The organism is Vibrio sp. 10N.222.55.B11 (genome assembly GCF_041473705.1).
In the GTDB taxonomy this organism is placed as follows: Bacteria; Pseudomonadota; Gammaproteobacteria; order Enterobacterales; family Vibrionaceae; genus Vibrio; species Vibrio crassostreae_C.
Genome location: NZ_JBFRST010000022.1, coordinates 1 through 25979, shown reverse-complemented (window position 1 = coordinate 25979; position 25979 = coordinate 1). Strand labels below are relative to the sequence as shown.

Annotated in this window: 18 protein-coding genes and 6 tRNA genes; 15 read left to right on the top strand and 9 right to left on the bottom strand. The window is 45.6% G+C overall.

The annotated features are described in order from the left end of the window. The first annotated feature begins 84 nt into the window (after positions 1–84). Positions 85–175, top strand: a tRNA-Ser gene (locus AB4503_RS10140). A 116-nt stretch (positions 176–291) separates the two neighbouring features. On the opposite strand, the gene ilvY is transcribed toward AB4503_RS10140, so the two are convergent. Beyond that, on the bottom strand, positions 292–1182 hold the full coding sequence (gene ilvY, locus AB4503_RS10135) for an HTH-type transcriptional activator IlvY (protein WP_017061966.1): 891 nt from the start codon (positions 1180–1182) through the stop codon (positions 292–294). A gap of 146 nt (positions 1183–1328) precedes the next feature. Here ilvY and ilvC point away from each other — a divergent pair, with 146 nt between their 5' ends. Further along, complete coding sequence (gene ilvC / locus AB4503_RS10130) at positions 1329–2813, top strand: ketol-acid reductoisomerase (RefSeq protein ID WP_372114507.1); 1485 nt, start codon at positions 1329–1331, stop codon at positions 2811–2813. A 162-nt stretch (positions 2814–2975) separates the two neighbouring features. Here the strand turns inward: ilvC and ubiK are convergent, their stop codons facing one another. The 4 genes from ubiK to AB4503_RS10110 all read right to left on the bottom strand — a co-directional run bounded on the left by ubiK (position 2976) and on the right by AB4503_RS10110 (position 8187). After that, entirely contained in the window at positions 2976–3227 is a 252-nt protein-coding gene (gene ubiK, locus AB4503_RS10125) for a ubiquinone biosynthesis accessory factor UbiK (protein WP_017061964.1), read from the bottom strand. A gap of 119 nt (positions 3228–3346) precedes the next feature. After that, a complete protein-coding gene (locus AB4503_RS10120; RefSeq protein ID WP_372114506.1) occupies positions 3347–6469 on the bottom strand; it encodes a multidrug efflux RND transporter permease subunit in 3123 nt (1040 codons plus the stop codon). An 11-nt stretch (positions 6470–6480) separates the two neighbouring features. Next, positions 6481–7587 (bottom strand): efflux RND transporter periplasmic adaptor subunit, encoded by a 1107-nt coding sequence (locus AB4503_RS10115; RefSeq protein WP_017066594.1) that lies wholly within the window; start codon positions 7585–7587, stop codon positions 6481–6483. Positions 7588–7605: 18 nt separating this feature from the next. After that, complete coding sequence (locus AB4503_RS10110) at positions 7606–8187, bottom strand: TetR/AcrR family transcriptional regulator (RefSeq protein ID WP_017061961.1); 582 nt, start codon at positions 8185–8187, stop codon at positions 7606–7608. A gap of 180 nt (positions 8188–8367) precedes the next feature. On the opposite strand from AB4503_RS10110, the gene rep reads away from it, so the two are divergent. Then, positions 8368–10386, top strand: a complete 2019-nt coding sequence (gene rep, locus AB4503_RS10105; protein ID WP_102428491.1) for a DNA helicase Rep — start codon at positions 8368–8370, stop codon at positions 10384–10386. An 81-nt stretch (positions 10387–10467) separates the two neighbouring features. On the opposite strand, the gene AB4503_RS10100 is transcribed toward rep, so the two are convergent. Beyond that, a complete protein-coding gene (locus tag AB4503_RS10100; RefSeq protein WP_017063036.1) occupies positions 10468–10881 on the bottom strand; it encodes a cytochrome c5 family protein in 414 nt (137 codons plus the stop codon). Positions 10882–11179: 298 nt separating this feature from the next. Here AB4503_RS10100 and AB4503_RS10095 point away from each other — a divergent pair. The 11 genes from AB4503_RS10095 (at position 11180) to AB4503_RS10045 (ending at position 20751) form a co-directional block, all read left to right on the top strand. Next, positions 11180–11256 (top strand) — tRNA-Arg (locus AB4503_RS10095). A 48-nt stretch (positions 11257–11304) separates the two neighbouring features. After that, positions 11305–11380: transfer RNA gene (locus AB4503_RS10090), tRNA-His, on the top strand. A gap of 77 nt (positions 11381–11457) precedes the next feature. Next, positions 11458–11534: transfer RNA gene (locus AB4503_RS10085), tRNA-Pro, on the top strand. 44 nt (positions 11535–11578) lie between these two features. Beyond that, positions 11579–11654, top strand: a tRNA-His gene (locus tag AB4503_RS10080). Between the two features lie 55 nt (positions 11655–11709). Further along, positions 11710–11786: transfer RNA gene (locus tag AB4503_RS10075), tRNA-Pro, on the top strand. 890 nt (positions 11787–12676) lie between these two features. Beyond that, positions 12677–14404 (top strand): dipeptide ABC transporter ATP-binding protein, encoded by a 1728-nt coding sequence (locus AB4503_RS10070; RefSeq protein ID WP_372114503.1) that lies wholly within the window; start codon positions 12677–12679, stop codon positions 14402–14404. A gap of 94 nt (positions 14405–14498) precedes the next feature. Further along, entirely contained in the window at positions 14499–16052 is a 1554-nt protein-coding gene (locus AB4503_RS10065; protein ID WP_017060133.1) for an ABC transporter substrate-binding protein, read from the top strand. 178 nt (positions 16053–16230) lie between these two features. Beyond that, a complete protein-coding gene (locus AB4503_RS10060) occupies positions 16231–17208 on the top strand; it encodes an ABC transporter permease (protein WP_008218600.1) in 978 nt (325 codons plus the stop codon). A 2-nt stretch (positions 17209–17210) separates the two neighbouring features. Then, complete coding sequence (locus tag AB4503_RS10055; protein WP_048607511.1) at positions 17211–18149, top strand: ABC transporter permease; 939 nt, start codon at positions 17211–17213, stop codon at positions 18147–18149. Between the two features lie 187 nt (positions 18150–18336). Continuing rightward, a complete protein-coding gene (locus AB4503_RS10050; RefSeq protein ID WP_372114500.1) occupies positions 18337–19299 on the top strand; it encodes an SPOR domain-containing protein in 963 nt (320 codons plus the stop codon). 198 nt (positions 19300–19497) lie between these two features. Continuing rightward, positions 19498–20751, top strand: a complete 1254-nt coding sequence (locus AB4503_RS10045) for an NADH:ubiquinone reductase (Na(+)-transporting) subunit B (protein WP_372114499.1) — start codon at positions 19498–19500, stop codon at positions 20749–20751. 76 nt (positions 20752–20827) lie between these two features. Here AB4503_RS10045 and AB4503_RS10040 read toward each other — a convergent pair whose 3' ends face one another. The 3 genes from AB4503_RS10040 to AB4503_RS10030 all read right to left on the bottom strand — a co-directional run bounded on the left by AB4503_RS10040 (position 20828) and on the right by AB4503_RS10030 (position 23592). Then, on the bottom strand, positions 20828–21079 hold the full coding sequence (locus AB4503_RS10040) for a DUF6482 family protein (RefSeq protein ID WP_010433424.1): 252 nt from the start codon (positions 21077–21079) through the stop codon (positions 20828–20830). 130 nt (positions 21080–21209) lie between these two features. After that, positions 21210–22565, bottom strand: a complete 1356-nt coding sequence (gene gorA, locus AB4503_RS10035; protein WP_017070093.1) for a glutathione-disulfide reductase — start codon at positions 22563–22565, stop codon at positions 21210–21212. Positions 22566–22752: 187 nt separating this feature from the next. Next, positions 22753–23592, bottom strand: coding sequence for a 23S rRNA (adenine(2030)-N(6))-methyltransferase RlmJ (locus AB4503_RS10030; RefSeq protein WP_017060143.1), 840 nt, complete (start codon positions 23590–23592; stop codon positions 22753–22755). A 279-nt stretch (positions 23593–23871) separates the two neighbouring features. Between AB4503_RS10030 and prlC the strand changes: the two genes are divergently transcribed. Further along, entirely contained in the window at positions 23872–25914 is a 2043-nt protein-coding gene (prlC, locus tag AB4503_RS10025) for an oligopeptidase A (RefSeq protein WP_171732313.1), read from the top strand. Positions 25915–25979 lie beyond the last annotated feature (65 nt).

Sequence of the window (25979 nt, the reverse complement as noted above, 5' to 3'; positions counted from 1 at the left end):
GACATCGCCAGGCTTTAAATATCGTTACCTGTGTATACATGTAACAACATCTACAGTGTACTAATCTGTTGATGACAATTTTTTGGAGGGATGGCTGAGTGGTCGAAAGCACCGGTCTTGAAAACCGGCAACCGTTAATAGCGGTTCTAGGGTTCAAATCCCTATCCCTCCACCACCATTAGAAAGCCCGCTGAGAAATCAGCGGGCTTTTTTCTTATCTGCGATATACATAAATAAAAGGGGAAGGGCACTGACGTGCTCTTCCCTTTTTTGTATTTAAAACAATGACGACTAGTCCGCTAAATATTTCCCTTCTGCAACTTGCCAGAACGCTCGAATTAGAGGGTTATCTAGCTGTGCTCGCTTACAACATACGCCTAACTCAAATGGCTTGATAGGTTCTATCTTTAAGCGGCTAACTTTATCTCTTACTGGACTGTTGTTTATGACCACATCAGGTGCGATGCCAACTCCACATCCTAGTGCCACCATACTTACAATCGCCTCATGGCCAGAAACTTGCGCGTATATGTTGGGTTTTATCTTCATCTTTTTAAACCATGCATTGGCTCGTTCACGCGCTGTTCCTGCTTCTGGGATGATAAAGGGCACTTCATTCCAGTTTGGCTTATCGGATTGCAGTTGTTGGCTAAAGCTACTCACACCAGATGGAATGATGACTGACAGTGGAATATCGCTGATGGTTTCGAATTCTAACCTTGAAGGAAGGATGTCTGGCTTTGCTGAAATCGCGATATCCGCTTCATCGTTTAAGATCTTGTCGATGGATTGAGCTGGATCACCAGTAGAGAGCTTAAATTCAATATACGGATGAATAGCCCTAAATTCGGTTATGAGTTCAGGTAGGTGACTGTAGCTAGCCGTTACTGAACAAAATATACGGATCTCACCTTTAAGTTCTTGCTCTCCGCCCTTCAGGTGAAGGTTATATTGCTGCCACTCTCCCACGATGCTCAATGCTACAGGCAATAGGTGTTTTCCTGCTGGGGTAAGATCAACACTGCGGTTGTCTCTGATTAGCAGTTCTTGTCCTGTTTCCTCTTCAAGCTTTTGTATCTGACGGCTCAGCGCTGAAGGACTGACGTGCATAGCAGCAGCGGTTTTGCTGAAACTCTTGCTGTCGCATAAATGTATAAATAATTGTAGAGATTTTATGTTCATGTTCTGCGATCGTTTCCATGTTGCATTTATTGCAATAACTAATTGTGAATATATCACTTTCAGCAACGGAGTGTCTGTTTTAGTATGAAGTCATTCGATAGAGAGATATCGACCTTACGGACTTATTTTTAAAGGAGTGCCCTAGAATGGCTAACTATTTCAATACATTAAACCTTCATGAACAACTAGACCAATTAGGTCGTTGCCGCTTTATGGATCGTGAAGAATTCGCGACAGAAGCTGAATACCTTGAAGGTAAGAAAATCGTAATTGTTGGTTGTGGTGCTCAAGGCCTAAACCAAGGTCTAAATATGCGTGATTCTGGTCTAGACGTATCTTACGCTCTACGCCAAGCGGCAATTGATGAAAAGCGTCAATCATTCAAAAATGCTGATGAAAACGGCTTTGTTGTGGGTAGCTACGAAACGCTAATCCCTCAAGCAGACCTAGTAATCAACCTTACTCCTGATAAGCAACACACAAACGTTGTTGAAACAGTAATGCCTCTAATGAAGCAAGGCGCTGCTCTTGGTTACTCTCACGGCTTCAACGTTGTGGAAGAAGGCATGCAATTACGTGCTGACCTTACTGTAGTAATGGTTGCACCTAAGTGTCCTGGCTCTGAAGTTCGCGAAGAGTACAAACGTGGCTTCGGTGTACCAACACTTATCGCTGTTCACCCAGAAAACGACCCTAAAGGCGAAGGTTGGGATATCGCTAAAGCTTGGGCTGCAGGTACTGGTGGTCACCGTGCAGGTTGCCTAGAGTCTTCTTTCGTAGCAGAAGTTAAATCTGACCTGATGGGTGAGCAAACTATCCTTTGTGGCATGCTACAAGCGGGTTCTATCGTATCTTACGAGAAGATGATTGCTGATGGCATCGAACCTGGCTACGCAGGCAAGCTTCTACAATACGGTTGGGAAACGATTACTGAAGCACTTAAGTTTGGTGGCGTAACCCACATGATGGATCGCCTATCTAACCCGGCTAAAGTTAAAGCGTTTGAGCTTTCTGAAGAGCTTAAAGACCTAATGCGTCCGCTTTACAACAAGCACATGGATGACATCATCTCTGGTCACTTCTCTAGCACAATGATGGCTGACTGGGCGAACGATGACGTGAACCTACTAGGCTGGCGTGAAGAGACAGGCGAAACTGCATTCGAAAACTACCCAGCTTCTGACGTAGAAATCTCAGAGCAAGAGTACTTCGACAACGGTATCCTAATGGTTGCTATGGTTCGTGCCGGTGTTGAGCTAGCATTCGAAGCTATGACGGCATCAGGCATCATTGATGAGTCTGCTTACTACGAATCTCTACATGAGCTTCCACTAATCGCAAACACAGTTGCTCGTAAGCGTCTTTACGAAATGAACGTTGTAATCTCTGATACTGCTGAGTACGGTAACTACCTATTCGCTAACGTAGCAACACCGCTACTACGTGAGAAGTTCATGCCTTCAGTAGCAACGGACGTCATCGGCCGTGGTCTAGGTGAGACATCTAACCAAGTTGATAACGCTAAGCTAATTGAAGTAAACGAAGCTATCCGTAACCACCCTGTAGAATACATTGGTGAAGAGCTACGTAGCTACATGAGCGACATGAAGCGTATCGCTGTTGGCGGTTAATCTTCCAGTTCATCACTGAATAAAAATAGCCCTGAACATTTGTTCGGGGCTTTTTTATGCTTGCAACTATTTTACCGGTGAAGGCTTGATAGATTGAGGAAAAAATAAAGGCTTACCCGAAGGTAAGCCTTTATTCGAACTTGAACTGATTGAAAAAAATGACTATTTGTCTGAAAGCTTTGCTTCTAGTTCAGCCAGTTTTTGTTCCATTTCAGTGAGCTTCTGGCGAGTGCGAAGCAGTACTTGTGTTTGAACATCAAACTCTTCACGGCTCACAACGTCTAGCTTGTTGAGTTGGCCTTGGATAACTTGGCGAACTTTTTGGTCTACGTCTGAACCAAGCTCTTTTACTGGTTGAGGCATAGAATCGTGGATCTGCTTAGCAATTTGCTCTAGTTTTTTTGGATCAAACATATCGATTAAAACTCCTGACTATTTATCACTATTCTATTTAATCACACTTGAGATGTCGCCTATCGCGTATAAAAAAAGGCCACCGAAGTAGCCTTTTTGATTGTTTTACGACTTAGCGATTACTTGTTATCTGCTAATTCTCTGTGTGCTGCTTTTGCTTCATCGACGCGAGCTAGTTTTTCTAGATCTTTGTCTTCCACAAATACAGGAAGAGGTTTGTGTTTTTCAGCTAGGTAGCTGTAAATCACTGGCAGTACAAATAGCGTAAAGATAGTACCAATCGCTAGACCAGCAACGATTACGATACCGATACTAAAGCGCTGAGCTGCACCTGCACCACTTGCGTACATCAGTGGGATTAGACCCGCGATCATCGCAGCTGTTGTCATCAGAATTGGACGAAGACGAACTTTTGCTGCTTCCATCACCGCTTCAATACGAGTCTTGTGGTGATGCAGTTGTTCTTCTTTTGCAACCTCACAGATTAATATACCGTGCTTGGTAATCAGGCCGACCAGCGTGATTAAACCTACTTGTGAGTAGATGTTCATCGTTGCCGCACCCCAAGCTAGAGCAATTAGGGCACCACAGATCGCCAGTGGTACAGATACCATGATAACCAGTGGATCTTTTAGAGATTCGAACTGAATCGCCAGTACCAAGAAGATGATTGCTAGCGCCAGACAAAAGGTTGCGTAAAGTGCGCTACCTTCTGTTACGTATTGACGAGCTTCACCCATGTAATCGTGGTTGTAGCCACTTGGTAGCTTGTTCGTTGCCGTATCTTCAAACCATGCAATCGCATCACCCATCGCCGCGCCAGGAGCTGGTACTGCACCAATCGTTGCTGAGTTCAATTGGTTGAAGTGAGGAAGAGAGCGAGGCTCTGCCACAACATCAATCGTAATTAAACTGCCCAGTGGCACCGCTTTACCATCCGCAGCACGTACATAGTAGTTATTCATCGATTCAGGGTTCAAACGGAACTTACGCTCTACTTGAGGGATAACCTCATAAGAACGACCGTTTAAGTCGATACGGTTTACGTAGCCATCAGACATCATGGTACCAAGGGTGATACCGATATCTTGCATGGTCACACCGTATGCGCCTGCTTTGTCTTTATCGATGTGTACTTTCATCGTTGCTGAGTCGTAGTTCAGATCAAGATCTGAGTAAACGAACAGCGGGTTCGATGCTACATCCGCTAAAATGTCAGTAGTGATTTGGAACAAGCTCTCAAAACTGTTTGGTGTTGTAATAACAAACTGAATTGGAAGACCTGAACCTGCACCTGGTAGTTCTGGCATTTGGAATGCAGTTACCGCCATTCCCGGAACATCTTTAACTAAACCACCAACGCGGTTTGCTACGTCTGATTGGCTCGCCTCACGCTCACTCCATGGAACCATAGATGCGATACCAAACGCTTGGTTTGCATTAGGTACACCAGTAAACACCTGTGCGTAAGCGACTTCTGGCTGATCCGACAGAATCTTGTTTACGTCGTTCATGGTATTTTGCATGAAGTCTAAGTTAGCATTTGATGGCGCTGTACCCATTAACATGATTACACCTTTATCTTCAGAAGGTGCTAGCTCACTTGGGATGAACTTAAACAGCATAGGTAAACTGGCAAATACGATAACCGCAAAGCCAATGAATACTGGGCGATGGTTCATTACCGCACCAAGCATACGCTCGTAACGGTTAGTCATACCATCCAGTACGCTATGTACCTTTTGTTCAAACTTGCTTGGCTCAGCATGAGCTTTCAGCATCTTTGAACACATCATTGGCGACAGCGTTAATGCCACGATACCGGATACAAATACCGAACCTGCTAGGGTTAACGCAAACTCTTTAAATAGCGAGCCTGTGATACCACCCATCATTGCGATAGGAGCGTATACCGCGCCTAGTGTTAATGTCATTGCAATAACTGGCACCGCGATTTCACGAGTACCGATGATTGCAGCACGGAAAGGGGACTCCCCGAGCTTGATATGTCGGTCGACGTTTTCTAGTACTACGATCGCATCATCTACTACCAGGCCGATGGCGAGTACCATTGCCAGTAGCGTCATCAGGTTCCAAGAGAAGCCCATCGCCTGCATTACCATTGCCACACCAATCAAAGACAGTGGGATAGTAACGATAGGAATAAGAACCGCACGGAAAGAACCCAGGAACAAGGTAATTACAACCAGCACGATTAATGCTGCTTCAAGGATGGTCTTGATTACCTCTTGAATCGATTCGTTAATCGCAATTGTTGAGTCATACATTACGTTCATTGAGATGTTGCTTGGTAGGTTCTTCTCTAGCTGAGGAAGAAGCTCAAGAACATCGGCTGCAATGTTGATCGGGTTAGCACTTGGTGCCGCGTTAATCGCTGCAACAACCGCTTCCTGACCGTTCGCACTTGCACGGTACACATCGTGGCTTTTCTCTAGCGAAACCTTAGCAATGTCAGATAGACGGATTATTTCGCCTGCACCGCTTCGTACTACAAGATTCTCTAGCTCTTCAACGTTAGATACTTGGGTATCAGCACTGCCGTTGTAGAGAACGAACTCACCCGTTGCCTGACCGGTTGCCGATTGGTAGTTGTTGGCATTCAGTACCGACATCACATCGCTAGCGGTTAAATTAACTGCAGCCATTTTTGACGGGTCTAGCCATACGCGTAGTGCGTATTTCATACCACCATATAGGTCAACTTTAGATACGCCATTTACCGTAAATAGTTGCGGGTTGATTACTCGCTCTAGATAGTCGGTAATTTGGCTCGACACCAACTCATCACTGGTAAAACCAATGTAGAGTACCGCCGTTGTTGAACCGGTAGACATAGTTACGGTTGGATCTTCGGCTTCTTTAGGAAGCTGAGAACGTACCGAGTTAGTCTTGGCCAGTATGTCAGACAGCGCCGCATTCGGGTCTGTGTTCAACTTCATGTTCACGGTAATCGTCGAGCTACCGAGTACAGAAGAAGAAGTCATATAGTCGATGTTATCCGCTTGGGCCACAGCCTGCTCGAGGGGCTGGGTGATAAAGCCTTGGATAAGATCGGCACTTGCACCGTAGTAACTCGTGGTGACGGTTACTACGGTATTCGTCATTTCAGGGTATTCACGCACCTGCATTTTGAAGATTGCTTGTAAGCCAAGCAGCGCAATCAAAAAGCTGATGGATACCGCTAGAACTGGACGTTTAATAAAAACATCAGTAAAGCGCATTGTGCCTCCGGTTACAGCATAGGTGTTTCAGATGGTGGTGTGATTGCATCACTTTCCACAACCTTAACTTTGGCACCGTTACTTAGACGTACTTGGCCAGAAGTCACAACGGTATCGCCCGCTTTCACACCCTCAAGGATGTGTGCGATATCAGCAGTACGTTCACCTACTTTTACAACATGTTGAGTAACGCGTTGAACGCCGTCTTCTTCAGTTAGGATATAAACATTGTCGCCGTATAGAGTGAAAGTAATCGCTGTTTGAGGCAGAGTTACTTGGTTCTCTAATTTAGGCAGAATGATGTTAGCGCGAGCGAACATACCGCTACGAAGCTTGCCATCATTGTTTGGAATGTCTGCTTGAACTTGAATAAGACCACTTTGCACGCTTACTGCAGGTTCAATTGCGCTGATAGAGCCCTCAAATGGGATTTCAGGGTAAGCGTCAACGAAGATATCAACTGCTTGACCCACACTGATGCGAGAGATGTCAGTCTGAGAAACCGTGAAGCGTAGGCGCATAACACTGGTGTCTTCCAGGCGAACAATATCAGTACCTGATTGTAGGTATTGGCCTAGGTAAACATTGCGGATACCAACGGTACCATCGAATGGTGCGCGAATTTCGCGACGATCGATAGACGCTTTTAGACTTTCAATATCAGCTGAAAGAGAGAAGTAGTTAGCTTCTGCTTCATCGTACGCTTCTTTAGAAATAGAGCCTTTCTTGAATAGACCTTGGTAACGCTTGTATTTTGCTTTCGCAGCAGGCAAACGAGCTTCAGAACTCTTAAGGTTGGCTTTCTCTACGTCAGAATCAAGACGTACCAGTTGCTGACCACTCTTAACATCAGTACCCGATTCGAAAGAAATTTGGTCAATAACACCGCTAGTTTCGTTCGCTAGTGTCACACCTTGATTTGGTTCGATGAAGCCGATAGCTTCAATTACGGGAACCCAGTCGATCGGCTGAACTTCAGTTACCGTTACGGGAAACTCGGGTTCAGGGCGGTTGGCCATATACTCAGCAATTTTTTGTTGTTTGAACATGTTAAACCCAATAACGCTGCCGAAAAGTAGTACAGCGATGAGTAACATGAAGAAAGTCCACTTTTTCATTATGGTCAAAACTCCGATCTAGTGTTTAATTATTGCGTCCCAACTGGCTTCGATTGCAGATTCTAGTTCTGCCTCATCAAGTTGGTAAAATCCTAAAGAATGCTTGCGTGCTAGAGAAACACTAGCCGCCAAGCTCAATCCACCTAATACTTCATTGTTAAGTGGTTTAAACAATCCTTGTTCTTTCCCCTCATTAAATAGCAGCTCAACTTGGGCAAACATTTTACGTTCTAGTTCCCTGAAGTTTAGGCTATTTGTGATGGGTAGAGAGTCATACTGAACCCGATTTTTTATTGCGGCTAAATTCGTTCCTGCTAAGTTCCATATGTTCAACCACATAGTACGGTAGCGTTGTTTAATTGGATCCGAATCATTAACCCCTTGTTGAACAGCATCAGCTACTCTTTGAGTCACGAGCATTCGAACATCTTCTATCAAATGCTCTTTATCATCGAAGTAGCGATAGATAGTGCCTGCAGCCACTCCCGCTTCTTTGGCTAATTTTTGCATTGAAAGGCCTTGGAAACCGACCTCTGCAATTAGCTTTTCAGCTGCAGAAAGTATTTGCTGGCGTTTATCCCGAGGTGCATGAGTTGTCATATTTCAACCACCAATGAATGAACGTTCATTCATTATAGCCTAATAACCACACACATGTGCAACAAAGTTTTACATAATCAGCGTAAAAATCTTGTATAAGAGAACGTAGCATTCGTGGTGTTGCAGCATTATTATAGGCGCGCAATTGAATTCGCCCCTCTAGACCAAATTGAGAATCAAATGAGACTGAACCCAAGACAAGATGAAGCCGTGAAGTATGTTTCTGGTCCCTGCTTAGTATTAGCGGGCGCTGGATCGGGTAAAACACGTGTTATCACCAACAAGATTGCTTACTTGGTTCAAGAGTGTGGCTACAAGGCTCGTAATATTGCAGCGGTAACCTTTACCAATAAAGCGGCACGCGAGATGAAAGAGCGTGTGGGTCAAACTCTAGGTAAAGGTGAATCTAAAGGTCTGATCGTTTCAACGTTCCATACCATGGGTTTAACTATCATTCGCCGAGAATACAAAGCGCTGGGTCTGAAAGCAGGCTTCTCGCTGTTTGATGACCAAGACCAGTTAGCTCTACTTAAAGAACTAACCGAAACACAGATCGATGGTGATAAGGATCTGCTGCGTTCTTTGATGAGTACCATCTCAAACTGGAAGAATGACATGCTGACGCCAGATCAGGCGAAAGCAAGAGCTCAAGGTGAACAAGAGCAGTTGTTTGCATTCTGTTTTGAGATGTATCAAAAACAAATGAAGGCCTATAACGCACTCGATTTTGATGATCTGATTGCGATGCCAGTATTGCTACTGAAAACCAATCAAGAAGTGCGTGAACGCTGGCAGTCTCGTATTCGTTATTTGCTGGTCGATGAATATCAAGATACCAACACTAGCCAATATGAGTTGGTTCGTTTACTGGTGGGTGAACGTGGTCGTTTGACGGTCGTAGGTGATGATGACCAATCTATTTACTCATGGCGTGGCGCAAAACCACAAAACTTGGTTTTGTTAGGTGAGGATTACCCGAACCTACGCTTGATCAAACTAGAGCAAAACTACCGCTCGACCAGTCGAATTTTGCGAGCAGCGAACATCTTGATCGCCAACAATCCGCACGTCTATGAGAAGTCACTGTTCTCTGAGATCCCAGATGGTGAAAAGCTCAAGGTATTAAATGCTAAGAATGAAGAGCATGAAGCAGAGCGTATTACCGGTGAGATCATCGCCCACAAGTTTTTGAATCGCACAGAATACAAAGATTACGCAGTGCTTTACCGCGGTAACCACCAATCTCGCTTGATTGAAAAAGCCTTGATGCAGAACCGTGTGCCTTACAAAATCTCAGGCGGTACATCCTTTTTCGCCAGAGCAGAAATTAAAGACATCATGGCTTACCTACGTGTGTTGGTGAACCCTGATGATGACAACGCCTTCCTGCGTATTGTAAACACACCACGTCGTGAGATTGGCCCGGTTACGCTAGAAAAGCTAGGCAGCTACGCCAATATGCGTGGCAAGAGCTTGTTTGAAGCCAGCTTTGAGATGGGCTTAGAGCAGACACTGACGGGGCGTGGTTTAGAAAATTTGCGCCGCTTCGGTGACTGGATTGTTCGTATCTCAGACAATGCCGAGCGTGGTAATACGGTTGAAGCCGTTCGTTCTTTGGTTCGTGACATCAACTACGAAGATTGGTTGTACGAAACCTCAGCGAGCCCGAAAGCCGCTGAAATGCGAATGAAGAACGTCTCTGATCTGTATAGCTGGATTGTGGCCGATCTTGAGGGTGACAACTACGATAAAGAAGAGAAAACCCTGCGCGAGGTGGTTCAACGTTTAACGCTGCGCGATATGATGGAGCGTGGTGAGGATGATGACGATGCAGATCAAGTCCAATTAATGACATTGCATGCATCGAAAGGTCTAGAGTTCCCATATGTATTCCTGATGGGTGCAGAAGAGGGCATCTTGCCGCACCAAACCAGTGTCGATGAAGGCAACGTAGAAGAAGAACGTCGTCTTATGTATGTGGGGATTACTCGAGCGCAGAAAGAGCTGACTTTTACTAAGTGTCGTGAACGTCGTCAATATGGTGAATTAATAAAGCCAACACAAAGCCGCTTCCTCGATGAGCTGCCGCACGATGATGTGGAGTGGGAAAGCGTTAAGAAGCCTCAATCCGCTGAAGAAAGAATGGAAAAAGGGCAGGCGCACATTGCGAATATTCGAGCGATGTTCAACAAGAAGTAATGCCCTACTTTAATCGCACTATATAGAAGCCAATAAAAAAGGTGACCATGAGGTCACCCTTTCTGAATCTGGCATTTTTAATTACAGACCGGCAATCATGTGCTCGATAGCATCTTTGATTTCGTCGTCTGAACAATCCATACATGAACCTTTCGCTGGCATCGCATTGAAGCCGTTGATTGCGTGGTCAGCTAGAATGTCGCGACCTTGAGCAATGCGAGGACCCCAGTCACCAGCATCACCTGTTTTAGGTGCGCCACTTACGCCAGATGCGTGACAAGCGATACAAAAGGTACCGTAAACTGCTGCGCCATCACGAGGGCCTGTTGGTTCTGCGGCTACTGGCTCGCTGCCGACTAGGTAAACTTGGCCAACTGGTTTGATGCGTTCAGCAATTGCATCGTGCTCCGCTTCGCTTAGGCCTGCAGCCATTGCGCCAGTTGAAAAGGTTAAAACTGCGATGACAACGCTTAAAATTCGACGAGACATATCCATTAAACTCACTTTACATTCCCAAGGTAAGTACATGCTTACCAATTTATAGTGTTGGAAGGGTGTTTTGGCTTTAACCAGCAAAGAGCAACTGTTAAACCAATGTAAATAATGGGTGATTATATCCCGATAAGTTGTTGCAATAAACAACAACTTATAAGCTGTGGCGGGTTGTAGTACTCAAATAAGGGGTTTATCACATATTAACTGTCGAAAAAGAGACCAAACAGAAAAAAAAGTTAAAAAAGTACTAGACGGCATTGGGTGATATACGTATTATTCCACTCCGCCGACAGGGCATGCGCCTGTAGCTCAGCTGGATAGAGCGTTGGCCTCCGGAGCCAAAGGCCGAAGGTTCGAATCCTTTCAGGCGCGCCATCCGGTCTCTTACTTCGGTAAGTGAGAAATTGGCAAAAAGAAATAATGGTGGCTATAGCTCAGTTGGTAGAGCCCTGGATTGTGATTCCGGTGGTCGCGAGTTCGAATCTCGTTAGCCACCCCATTCTTTCTTTACAAAATATCGGTAGCTTCGGCTTCCAGTGTTGATTCATTATTCCCAAGAGTCGATACAAAACTAGTCGGTGAATAGCGCAGCTTGGTAGCGCATCTGGTTTGGGACCAGAGGGTCGGGGGTTCGAATCCCTCTTCACCGACCACTATTTCAATAATCGCTTTTAAGCGGTTATATAAAAAATTAGTGGTGGCTATAGCTCAGTTGGTAGAGCCCTGGATTGTGATTCCGGTGGTCGCGAGTTCGAATCTCGTTAGCCACCCCATTAATTTTGGTAGCTTCTTTGAAGTTCCCAGTTTGAGAAATCAAACGAAACGTCTCGGTGAATAGCGCAGCTTGGTAGCGCATCTGGTTTGGGACCAGAGGGTCGGGGGTTCGAATCCCTCTTCACCGACCACCTTAAGAAGCCCTAGTCGAAAGACTAGGGCTTTTTTACATCTGAAACTTAGATAACTTGAACAGAGTGGGGTTCGCCTGATGTTTAAAGAATGTCTCTTCACTGATCACTTAAGAAGCCTCAACTAGCCGTCCGCGTCAGAAATGACGGGGCTTCTTACATCTATCTCCCCTTCCTATATAAGACAGATTCCTAACGATCTGCTTGATAATGGTGCTGCTACAGAGTTGCTTTCTTTATCAAATGTACAGTTCTATATCTAATTTTATATAAATGGAGTGCTCAATAATTCGACATATTAATGGGTTTGGTCTAAAGACTTTTATGAAAAGTGAAACCTGACCCTAAATTTGCTCACTAAGGCCTGAATTTGACAGCTTTGTACGCATTTGGTCGTTCAAAAACTCCTCTGATTTATTAGGCCTTTCGTTTGTCTGTTTTGTATTTACCAAAATAATACAGATGGTTAAATGTATGGCTAATTAACGTTTATCTGGTTGTTTTATTTGTTCAAATTAACAAAATTAGCGTTTGTTTCTATAGTGTTAATTTTTTTTTGGAATAATTATTTGTTTTTAGTGACTGGTAGTGAGATCTGCTTTGAAGCACGGCTTTAACTCTACAAGTAAGTAGTGGTAAGGAGTTTGTGAGTATTTCTTGCCGATAATATAATGTTGATTTTTCTTACTATATGCTCTTTTGGTGAATAGTTATGTGGCACTTTTGCTTGCTAAGCGTTTAATGTCGACTTTTTATCCTATTTTTGTTGCTTTTCTGTGAATTATTTGCCAAATTGTCAACCGTATAAAATATCAGAACAATATTCTGGTAAGAATGGATTCAATTTTGCAGACAGGGCAGAAAGCTGCCAAAGCAGTAGAGGTCTGGTAATGTCACTTTTAGAAGTAAAAAATCTTCGTATCGAATACCCATCTCGTCATGGAGTTCACGCCGCAGTTAAATCACTTTCGTTCAACATTGAACGTGGTGAGATTGTTGGTGTTGTAGGCGAGTCTGGTGCAGGTAAATCAACAGTAGGTAATGCTGTGATCGATTTGCTGAGCCCTCCTGGCCGCATTGCTAGCGGCGAGGTATTTCTGGATGGCGAAAAAGTCTCTGGTTTATCTCCTGAACAGATGCGTTCTGTTCGCGGCTCAAAGATTGGTTTTATCTTCCAAGACCCAATGACTTCTCTTAACCCTCTATTCACAGTAGAACAGCAGTTAAAAGAGACGATTCATGCCAACATGAAGGTTTCGGATCAAGAAGCCTACCAGCGCTCATTAGACTTGATGAACCAAGTGGGTATCCCACAACCAGAAAACCGTTTAAAGCAGTACCCTCACCAATTCTCTGGCGGTATGCGTCAGCGTGTGGTTATCGCGATCGCATTGGCAGGTGAACCTGACCTAATCATCGCAGATGAACCAACAACAGCACTGGATGTTTCTATCCAAGACCAGATCTTGGGTTTGATTCGCGACCTATGTATTAAGAAGAACGTAGGTTGCATGTTGGTCACGCACGACATGGGCGTGGTATCTAACGTTACCGACCGCGTAGCCGTTATGTATCGTGGTGACTTAGTTGAGTTTGGCCCAACAGCGAAAGTTCTGGGTACTCCTGAGCACCCATATACACACAGTCTTATCTCTGCGGTTCCTCGTTCGGATCGCAAACTCGATCGTTTCCCTCTTGTTAGCTACATCGAAGAAGCACAAGAGATGGAACCATTGAATGTGAAGAACCACTGGTTAGGTCAAAGCCAAGATCACCGTGATTACACTGGCCCTCTGTTGAACGTTGAGAACGTAAACTTACGCTTTACTACCAAAGATTCTTTCTTTGAGAGCCGTCGTGAGTACGTTCAAGCATCAAACAACGTGAGCTTTGAAGTGCATGAAGGTGAGACGTTTGGTTTAGTAGGTGAATCAGGTTCAGGTAAATCAACGATTGCTCGTGTGATTGCTGGCTTGTACGCACCAAACTCAGGCAAGGTAACGTTTGAAGGCGTTGATCTTACTGGTCTGAAATCTGAAAAAGAACGTCGCCCTATGCGTCGTCAAATGCAGATGGTTTTCCAAAACCCTTACACATCAATGAACCCTCGAATGAAGATATTCGACATCATTGCTGAACCTATCCGATTCCATAAGCTTACTCGCAACGAAAATGAAACTCGTCAGATCGTGAACGACCTGCTAGAGCACGTGGGTTTAGGCAAAATGGCTGGGGTGAAGTACCCACACGAATTCTCAGGTGGTCAACGTCAGCGTATTTCTATCGCTCGCGCTTTGGCGACTCGCCCACGTCTTTTGATTTGTGATGAACCAACATCGGCACTGGACGTGTCGGTACAGGCTCAGATTCTTAACCTACTAAAAGACTTACAAGACGAGCTAAACCTAACCATGCTGTTCATCAGTCACGATCTACCGGTTATTCGCCAAATGTGTGACCGTGTTGGTGTGATGCAGATGGGGACATTATTGGAGGTTGCGCCAACGGAGCAGCTGTTCCAATCACCTCAGCATGAATACAGCAAACAACTGATTTCTTTAATGCCTGAATTTACAGGCTTAAGAGAAGAAAAAGCAGTGGCACAAGCCGCGGTATAAAAATCAGCAGGCTGGAGTTTAGCTTGCTAACAACAATAAACAGACGCAAATACAACAACTAGGGATCTGGATTCCCGCATGAAGGAGTTATGCAATGAAAACCATGAAAAGCAAATTAGCAGTAGCTTTAATGGCAGCTGGCCTAAGCTTTAGTGCAGCAGCAGCAGATATTACCGTTGGCTACGCAGCTGACCCAGTATCACTTGACCCGCACGAGCAGCTGTCTGGTGGCACACTGCAAATGTCTCACATGGTGTTTGACCCTCTAGTACGTTTCACTCAAGAGATGGATTTTGAAGGCCGCCTAGCATCTAGCTGGGAGCGTGTTGATGAAACGACTTTCCGCTTCAACCTACGTAAAGGTGTGAAATTCCACTCTGGTAACGAACTGACTGCTGATGATGTTGTGTGGACTTTTGAACGTCTACAAGCTTCTCCAGACTTTAAGTCTATCTTCACGCCATACGAAAAAATGGTAAAAGTGGATGACTACACAGTTGAGCTAGTATCAAAAGCGGCTTACCCACTAGTACTACAAACAGCAACTTACATCTTCCCAATGGACAGCAAGTTCTACTCTGGCCAAACAGCGGAAGGTAAAGACAAGTCTGAGCTAGTTAAGCACGGTAACTCGTTTGCTTCGACTAACGTTTCAGGTACTGGTCCATTTATCGTAACGCAGCGTGAGCAAGGCGTTAAAGTAACGTTCGAGCGTTTCAACGATTACTGGGACACAGAAACTGAAGGCAACGTAGACAAGCTAACACTTGTGCCAATCAAAGAAGACGCAACACGTGTTGCAGCACTTCTTTCTGGCGACGTTGATATGATTCACCCAGTAGCACCAAACGATCACAAGCGTGTTAAAAATGCTAAGAACATCGATCTAGTGACGCTACCTGGTACTCGTATCATCACGTTCCAAATGAACCAAAACAGCAACGAAGCACTTAAAGATGTTCGCGTTCGTCAGGCGATTGTTCACGCAATCAACAACGAAGGTATCGTTAAGAAGATCATGAAAGGCTTCGCAACAGCAGCTGGTCAGCAAAGCCCAACAGGCTACGCGGGTCACAACGAAGACCTAGTTCCTCGTTACGATCTGAAAAAAGCGAAAGAGCTGATGAAAGAAGCGGGCTACGAAGATGGCTTTACGCTAACTATGATGGCTCCAAACAACCGTTACGTGAACGATGCGAAAGTAGCGCAAGCGTCTGCGGCAATGCTGTCTAAGATTGGTATCAAAGTTGATCTTAAAACTATGCCTAAAGCACAGTACTGGCCTGAGTTTGACCTATGTTCAGCAGACATGATGATGATCGGCTGGCACTCAGATACAGAAGATTCAGCTAACTTCAACGAGTTCCTAACTATGACTCGTAACGAAGAGACTGGTCGTGGTCAATACAACTGTTCTGGCTACTCAAACCCAGAAATGGATGCGATCGTAGAAGCTTCTAACACTGAAACTGACCCAGTTAAGCGTGCTGAAATGCTGAAAGGCGTTGAAGCAACACTTTACAACGACGCAGCATTCGTACCGCTACACTGGCAAAGTGAAGCGTGGGGCGCGAAGTCTAACGTAGGTGCAGCAGACGTAGTAAACCCAATGGTTATGCCTTACTTCGGCGACCTAGTTGTAAAATAATCTAGCTTGCTAGAATCGAGAGCCTGAAGCTTTTCAGGCTCTCAAATTATTAAGATATAGATTTAAGTTTCGGTATTTGGTCTTCCTTCAGTCTGGCTAAATACCTTTTTTAAGACTGAATTTTGTTATCTAGTCGCGGATTTCGACTAGATAGTCATGGATAGATAAGGGGCAAGGAATGGTTACGTTTCTGGTCAAGCGCCTGTTTCAGGCACTGATAGTGATGTTTGTGATCAGTTTGGTGGCGTTTGCCATTCAGGATAACCTGGGCGACCCGTTGCGTGAGTTAGTCGGTCAATCTGTTTCAGAATCGGAGCGTCAAGCGCTGCGTGATGAACTCGGCTTAAATGATCCCTTCATTACAAAATACACTCGCTTTGTGGGCGCAGCTCTACAAGGTGATCTTGGTACTTCATATTTCTTTAAACGCCCAGCTGTGGACGTAATCTTAGATAAACTAGTCGCAACGCTTGAGCTTGTGTTCGGCGCTTCTCTGATCATTGTTTGTCTGTCGATTCCACTTGGCGTTTATTCTGCAATACACCCAAAAAGCTTCTTCACTAAACTGGTGATGGCGGGCAGTAGTATCGGCATTTCTGTGCCTGTTTTCTTAACCGCAATCATGTTGATGTATGTATTCTCTATTGAGTTAGGTTGGCTGCCGTCGTTTGGACGTGGTGAGACCGCAAACTGGTTTGGCTGGGAGTCTGGTTTCTTAACGATAGATGGCCTTGCACACTTAGTGCTGCCGAGTATTGCTCTAGCATCTATCATGCTGCCTCTGTTCATTCGTCTAGTACGCTCTGAAATGCTAGAGGTTCTTAGCTCTGAATATATCAAGTTTGGTAAAGCAAAAGGCCTAGCGCTGAACAAGATTTACTACCAACACGCTTTGAAAAACACAATGCTGCCAGTACTAACGGTAGGCGGTGTTCAAATCGGTACTATGGTGGCTTACACCATTCTTACTGAAACTGTATTCCAGTGGCCGGGTACCGGCTTCCTATTCCTTGAAGCGATTAACCGAGTGGATACACCACTGATTACCGCATACGTTATCTTCGTTGGCCTGATCTTCGTAGTAACTAACACCATTGTTGACCTGCTTTACGGCATCATTAACCCAACAGTGAACATTACAGGGAAAGGAGCATAATCATGGAACACACAACAACAGCTCCATCTCGTTGGGAGCGATTCAAGCAGTCAGACATTCTGTACTACTTCTTACGCGATAAAGTGGCAATGGTCAGCTTCGCTATCTTTGCAGCTTTCCTTGTTATGGCATTAGCGGCACCGATTCTAGCACCAACAGACCCGTATGACGTGACGTCTATCGACATCATGGATTCTGAGTTGCCACCATCTTGGATGGAAGACGGCGAAGAACGTTTCTTACTGGGTACTGATGAGCAAGGTCGTGACATCTTATCGACCATGCTTTATGGCTCTCGTCTTTCATTGACGATTGGTTTCTTAGCGGTTGGCCTTCAGCTGACTCTAGGTATCATCATTGGTCTGTCTGCGGGTTACTTCGGTGGTCGTATCGATAGCTTCCTGATGCGTTTTGCCGATGTTCAGCTTTCGTTCTCAACCATGATGGTTGCGATCATTGTCTCGGCTATCTTTAAGGCGAGTTTCGGTAGTGACTTCTACGCGCAATATGCCGTTGTTATGCTGGTGGTGATCATCGGTATTGCCGAATGGCCGCAGTACGCTCGAACGATTCGTGCATCGGTATTGGCAGAGAAGAAGAAAGAGTACGTAGAAGCGGCACGTGTGATGGGCTTTAGAGCGCCTCGCATCATGTTCCGCCATATTCTGCCTAACTGTTTATCGCCAATTTTGGTTATCTCTACGGTACAGGTGGCAAATGCCATCATGTCAGAAGCGGCACTTTCTTTCCTAGGTTTAGGCCTTCCGGTAGACCAACCGTCACTCGGTGCCCTGATCAGTACTGGTTTTAACTACATTTTCTCAGGAGCATGGTGGATCACGGCATTCCCAGGTGTGCTTTTGGTAACATTAGTTCTAGTTATTAACCTACTAGGCGACTGGTTACGTGACGTGTTTAACCCTAAAATTTATAAAGGGTGATAGCGCGGTTTGATTTTTAGAAAAAAAAGTCACTAAACTAAGAGCCGTAAGCAATTACGGCTCTTTTTTTGCTTAATGGATCTGGAACTTAGTATCATTGATACTGTCAATAATACTTAAAATGGAATTCATGTTTTATCGACATTGATTCGGTAATAATTAACCCGTAAGGGTTTAAGTGGTGGTTATGAAATTGACAATGAATGCTATATGTCGTGCAGTGACGAGAAATTATCGTATGGGACTTATCGCTGCATCTCTTTTGGTATCGAGCCAAGTGAATGCAGAGTCGGTTCTATGTGATGCAACTCAGGCAAGCACCAACCAATTACCACAGCTAGAGCAATCATGTCCGATCGGTAAGGGCGTGTGGGGCAGTAAAGCACCAAAACGTCATTCAGATAACGAACTGTTTTGGGTTCAATGTGGCCTGCTGAACAAGCCTTTGTCACTGAGCCGAGCAAAGCCTTTGTATGAGAAGATCTCGACCAACGTTTGGATGAAGCCGGAAGGCGGAGACTACCGTTGCTTAATCGGACCTTATTCTACCTTCTCTGATGCGAGAAAAGACCTAGCTCAGGTGCGTAAGGTTTCTGGTTACGGTGAAGCCTTTATTCGTATGGTCGATAAGTCGAAAACCTCATCACAGCCTATTGTGGCAAAACCAGCAGAGCCAAAAGCGGTGACGCACAAGGCTCCTGCAAAAGTAGAAGCTAAGCCTGCACCGAAACCTGTGGCTACTAAGCAAGTGGCGGCGGTAGCGAGCGCTGCAGCAATTCAGACGCTACCAAGCGGTAACGCGAGCTCAGATAATGATCTAGAGATCGAGATTCGCGTGAAAGCAGACGTTGCGGGTAGCCAATATGCGATTCCTTACCTTCTAGATCATCAACAACAGTTCTACATGGAGCAAGGTAAGCCTTGGAGCCGCCTAGATTACGATAGCGCTGAATTGGTGTGTAATCAGGTCAACATGAAGCTGATGAGTGAGAAGCAATGGCAAAGCATCTTGAGCTCAAAGGTTATGGAAAAACAGAACTGGCCAATGCATCTCCCTTATTGGGGCGCAGATAAGAAAGGTCTGTTTACCAACGGTAACGTCAACCAGTTGAAAGGTTCTTCATTGCTTAATGTGATGTGCGTTAAGTAACGACGACCGTTACCAAACCAAATAAGCCTCAGCCATTGCTGGGGCTTTGTTGTTTATACGCCTCTCTTTTTCAACATCGGTTCGACTTTTAGACACTCGTTCTTCAAGACGAATTTGATTAAAAATCGTTAAAAATTGTTCAAATAGCGCGGCTGATGCGTAGAAAACCAGAACTCAAGCAATAAGGTGATTGAGATTATGAGTTTAAAGAAACGATTAGAAGACGTGGCTCCACGCTTTGAAGCCGGTGGTAAGTACGAAAAGCTCTACCCAGTGTATGAAGCTTTCGCGACAATATTCTATACACCCGGAAACGTAAACCGCGGCATAACCCATGTTCGTGACAGCATTGACCTAAAGCGCATTATGATTTTGGTGTGGTTGGCGACCTTCCCGGCAATGTTCTGGGGAATGTATAACGTCGGACACCAAAGCGTTCTCGCACTCACATCCAGTTATCAATTAAATGAACTTGCCTCGGTTATCGAGAGTAGCTGGCGTCTGTCGTGGGCATTTGGTGATGCGCAGTCATTGATGGCAAGTGGCTGGGCAAGTCAGATGTTGCTTGGTGCACTCTATTTCCTACCCGTTTATGCCACGGTGTTTGTAGTAGGTGGCGTCTGGGAGGTACTGTTTGCTGTCGTTCGTAAGCACGAAGTTAATGAAGGTTTTTTTGTTAGCTCTGTGCTGTTTGCACTCATCCTCCCGCCAACCATCCCGCTTTGGCAAGCCGCGTTAGGTATCACCTTTGGTATTGTTGTCGCCAAAGAGTTATTCGGCGGCACAGGGCGAAATTTCCTTAACCCAGCCCTTGCAGGACGCGCGTTCCTTTACTTTGCCTATCCAGCCAACATGTCCGGTGGGTTGGTATGGGTTGCTGCTGACGGCTATTCAGGCGCGACCCCACTGAGCCAATGGTATGAGGGGGGCAGCCCGTCACTAATCAATAATATGACTGGCGAGGCGATCACCTGGATGGATGCCTTTATCGGTAATATTCCAGGTTCGATGGGTGAGGTGTCGTCACTGCTTATCATGCTGACGGGGTTGATTTTGATTGTGATGAAGATAGCGTCTTGGCGCATTGTCGCCGGTGTGATTGTTGGGCTTGTCGTGACGTCGAGTTTACTGAACTGGATAGGGTCGGATACTAACTCGATGTTTTCGATGCCGTTTTACTGGCACTTTGTGTTGGGTGGTGTTGCCTTTGGTACCTTCTTCATGGCAACAGACCCTGTATCTGCCGCGTTTACCAATCAGAGTAAATGGGCCTATGGGATTTTGATCGGCGTGATGACGGTCGGTATTCGAGTGCTTAATCCAGCCTACCCAGAGGGCATTATGCTGGCTATCTTGTTTGCTAACTTGTTCGCACCATTGTTCGCACCATTGTTCGACTTTGTTGTGAAAGAGCAAAATATCAAGCGAAGACAAAAACGCACAGCTCGATAAGAAATATGACCCAAAAGAAAAAGGCTTGCACTAGTACAAGCCTTTCTATTTTTATCACGATTGATTTGAATTTGATTCAACTCCATTTCAAATCAATCTCGAATGGTTGGGTATTACCACAATGCTCACCACACATCTCGTCGTAAGCACTGTTGTGAACCAACATTGCCGATGCTACGCCTCGATCGCTAAAGTGGTCGCGCGCTTGGTTAACACTTAAAAACTTCATTGGGTGCTGTTGGTCGTCTTTGATTAACTGCTTTTGCTCGCCAATAATTTGGTAAGCCAAGTAGATCCCGCCTTCAAATGATTCAATTAGTAGATTCATCACAAACTCCGTTGCTGATCTAGATAGGTGGATATTTGTGTTACGTCGAATCGAGAACCAAGGTTCAAAGCGGGCATAAAAAAAGCAGGCACAAGGCCTGCTTCTAAAGAGAGCTCAACTAAGACGTTGATTATCTCATGGTAACAAACTCTTCGCTGCCCGTTGGGTGAATTGCCACAACAGAGTCGAAGTCTGCTTTGGTTGCGCCCATCTTCATTGCAACGCCGAAGCCTTGAATCATCTCATCAACCGTGAAACCGATGCCGTGTAGGCCAACGACAGTCTCTTCTTCGCCAGCACATACTAGCTTCATCTTACAAGGTTGACGGTGCTTGGTTACTGCTGTGTACATCGCAGTGAAGCCAGATGTGTAAACCTTGATGTTGTCTTTGCCGTACTTCTCTTCAGCTTCTTGAGTCGTTAGACCAATCGTGCCGATAGGTGGGTGGCTGAATACAACAGTAGGAACTAGGTTGTAGTCCATTTTCGCGTTAGTTTGACCGTTGAATAGACGCTCAGAAAGCTGACGACCTGCTTTAACCGCTACAGGAGTTAGCTCGATGCCACCTTCCATGATGTCGCCAACACAGTAGATGCCAGGAACGTTAGTCGCTTGGAACTCGTCTACTTTGATGTAGCCACGATCGTTCGTCTCAACGCCAGTTGATGCTAGGTTGATAGCGTCAGTTGCTGGATGGCGACCGATAGCCCAGATTAGGTGGTCAACGTTTTGAGTGTTGCCGTTCTCTAGGTGTAGAGTCAGTGTGCCATCCGCTTCTTTCACAACTTCTTTAGGCACTGAGTGCGTGTGAAGTGTTGGACCTTCTGCTTCCATTACTTCTACTAGCGTTTCGATGATCATTGGATCGAAGCTACGTAGTGGAGATTCTTTACGACAGAACAAGTGTGTTTCTGTGCCTAGTGCGCTTAGTACACCTGCGATCTCAACTGCGATGTAGCCAGCACCGATAACCGCAACGCGTTTTGGTTGCTCCATTAGGTCGAAGAAGCCATTTGAGTCGATGCCGTATTCTGCACCTGGGATGTTTGGAATTGTTGGACGACCACCTACCGCGATCAGGATGTGATCTGCTGTGTAGTGTTCACCGTTCACTTCAACTGTCTTTTCATCAACGAACTTAGCAAAGCCTTTGATTACGTTTACTTTGTTGTTACCTAGTACGCGGTCGTAAGATTGGTGGATACGACCAATGTACGCTTGGCGGTTTTCAATCAGCTTGCTCCAGTTAAAGCTTTTTACTTCAACGTCGAAGCCGTAGTCCTCAGAGTATAGGTTGATTGCTTCAGCGACTTGAGCGCCGTGCCACATTACCTTTTTAGGAACACAACCAACGTTTACACAAGTACCACCAAGGTCTTGAGCTTCGATAAGTGCAACTTTTGCACCGTGCATAGCTGCGCGGTTAGCCGATGCGATGCCGCCTGAACCGCCACCGATACAGATGTAATCAAAATGAGTCGCCATTACTTTCTCCATTTATTGAAGGTTGTAGTCACAGTGAGAGCACTGGATACCTACGTCCTATAGATTCTTAAATTGTCTAATTATTATATTGAGGGCAGATCGGTTGAACTCAATCTCCCTGTTTAAAATTTATTCGTCCACATCACAGTCTGTTGAAGATTCTTCAGTCTATGATGTGGACTCGAGATTACTCGGGTACGATCCACTCTACTTTGAAGTGACCGGTCGCTGGCGCAATTGCTTCCTTCAAGAATGGAAGAATCTCTTTCATTTGGCTTTCTAGCTTCCAAGGCGGGTTAATCACGATCATGCCTGATGCCGTCATGCCACGCTCGTTGGTGTCTGGTGATACGCCAAGTTCGATTTGTAGAATCTTGTTGATGCCTAAGCCTTCGAGACCTTCGATCATATCTTCGATATCACAGCGATTTACTACCGGGTACCAAATTGCGTAGATACCGGTTGCCCAGCGCTTGTGGCTTTGAGCGATTGCAGTCACGACATCACGGTACTCTTTTGCCAGCTCGTAAGGCGGGTCGATCAGTACTAAACCACGACGTTCTTTTGGTGGCAGGCTGCCCTTTAAGCGCTTAAAACCATCTTCTTTGTAGATAGATACCTGACGATCACGGTGGAACTCTTGCTCAAGCAGCGGGTGATCGGCTGGGTGAAGCTCAGTCAGTACCATGCGGTCTTGGTCACGCAGGTGTGCACGTGCAACACGTGGTGAACCCGGGTAGTAACGCAGTTTCTCGCCATTATTGAGAATGGAAATAGACTCAAGGTAGCTTTGAATGTCTTCAGGAAGGTCTGTTTGCTCCCACACACGAGCAATACCTTGCTTGTATTCACCGGTTTTTTCAGACCATTCATGCGTTAAGTCGTAACGACCTACACCAGAGTGAGTGTCATGATAAACAAAAGGCTTATCCTTTTGTTTCAAAGAATTAAGAATAAGGCTCTGTACGATATGCTTTACTACGTCGGCATGGTTACCTGCGTGGAAGCTGTGGCGATAACTTAACAAATTAAACTCTCGTAACACTCTCGAATTAGAGTGTGGTTAGTGTAGGTGGGGTTAATCAGACTATTATAACCCTCAATGGACCATAAATTCTCGAACAATTCAGGGACAGTCGTCAGCTATCTGCAGTTAGTTATTGGTTCTACTATTGAAATTTGCCTTTATGGGCACTATTTAATAACTATTCGCAGGTGATTTTTTAGGGCGAACTTTAGCCTGATGACTGTAAGACGACCTCATTACAAAAAAGACGAAAGTCTCTAAAGCCAAAGGAATGTTTATATGTCTAATCCGCTATTAACCTTCACGGACTTACCTCCGTTTTCACAGATCAAGCCAGAGCACGTAAAGCCTGCAGTTGAGCAAGTGATTGAAGCGTGTCGCAACAAGATAGAACAAGTACTTGAAGGTAATACTTCACCAAGCTGGGACAACCTAGTTGCTCCAATTGAAGAAGTGGATGATCGTTTAGGTCGCATTTGGTCACCTGTAAGCCATATGAACTCTGTCGTGAACAGTGACGAACTGCGTGAAGCGTATGAGAGCTGCTTACCTGTGCTATCTGAATACGGCACTTGGGTTGGCCAACACAAAGGCTTGTTCGAAGCGTATAAAGCGATCAAGGCGAGTGAAGCATTCTCTGCACTGAACCGAGCTCAACAAAAAACTATTACCGACGCACTGCGCGACTTTGAATTGTCGGGCATTGGCTTACCTGCAGATGAACAGCATCGTTACGGCGAGATCAGCAAGCGCCAGTCTGAGTTAGGCTCTCAATTCTCAAATAACGTGCTTGATGCAACCATGGGTTGGAGCAAGCAGATCACAGACGTAGCTGAGCTGGCAGGTATGCCTGAATCAGCACTGGCGGCAGCTCAAGCGGCGGCTGAGTCTAAAGAGCAAGAAGGCTACCTACTGACTTTAGATATCCCATCATACCTACCTGTGATGACCTACTGTGATAACCAAGAACTGCGTAAAGAGCTTTATGAAGCGTACGTAACGCGCGCTTCAGATCGCGGTCCAAACGCAGGTAAGTGGGACAACACTGAGATCATCACCGAGCAACTTAAGCTGCGCCACGAGATCGCGCGCATGCTTGGTTTCAGTACTTACAGCGAAAAATCACTGTCGACTAAGATGGCTGAGACGCCAGATCAGGTTCTTGGCTTCCTGAACGACCTAGCAGTAAAAGCAAAACCACAAGGTGAGCGTGAAGTTGAAGAGCTGCGTCAGTTTGCAGAGAAAGAGTTTGGTGTTTCTGAGCTAAACCTATGGGACATCGCTTACTACAGCGAAAAGCAGAAGCAGAACCTGTTCGAGATCTCTGATGAAGAGCTTCGCCCATACTTCCCTGAATCGAATGTGGTTTCAGGCCTGTTTGAGGTACTGAACCGCGTGTTTGGTATGTCGGTAACAGAGCGTCAAGGCGTAGACACTTGGCATGAGTCAGTGCGTTTCTTTGATATCTTTGATGCGACTGGAACACTGCGTGGTAGCTTCTACCTAGATCTATACGCACGTGAACACAAACGTGGTGGCGCTTGGATGGATGACTGTCGTGGTCGTCGCATTACCGAATCTGGCGAGCTACAGACCCCGGTTGCTTACCTAACGTGTAACTTCAATAAGCCAGTTGGTGATAAGCCAGCACTGTTTACTCACGATGAAGTGGTGACCTTGTTCCACGAATTCGGCCACGGTATCCACCACATGCTAACGCAAGTAGAAGCGGGCGCAGTTGCGGGTATCAATGGTGTGCCTTGGGATGCGGTTGAGCTACCAAGTCAGTTCCTAGAAAACTGGTGTTGGGAAGAAGAAGCGCTGTCGTTCATCTCTGGTCACTTCGAAACGGGTGAAGCGCTACCAAAAGAGATGCTAGAGAAGATGCTAGCGGCGAAGAACTTCCAATCTGCGATGTTTATCCTGCGTCAGCTAGAGCTTGGTTTGTTCGATTTCACGCTACACACAGAATACGACCCTGAAGTGGGTGCTCGCGTACTAGAAACGCTAGCGGATGTTAAGTCTAAGGTGTCGGTACTGCCAAGCCTAGATTGGAACCGTTTCTCACACAGCTTTGGTCATATCTTTGCTGGTGGTTACAGCGCGGGCTACTACAGCTACCTGTGGGCAGAAGTGCTATCGGCAGATGCGTTCTCAGCATTTGAAGAAGAGGGTATCTTCAACACTGAAACGGGTAATCGCTTCCTGAACAACATCCTTGAAATGGGTGGCAGTGAAGAGCCAATGGAGCTGTTCAAACGCTTCCGTGGTCGTGAGCCACAAATCGACGCAATGCTGCGCCACGCGGGAATCAACGCATAATCACGGTAACTATCTAGTTTATTGCGAAAAGAGCCTCTAGTTAGAGGTAATGCCGATCAGTTAAA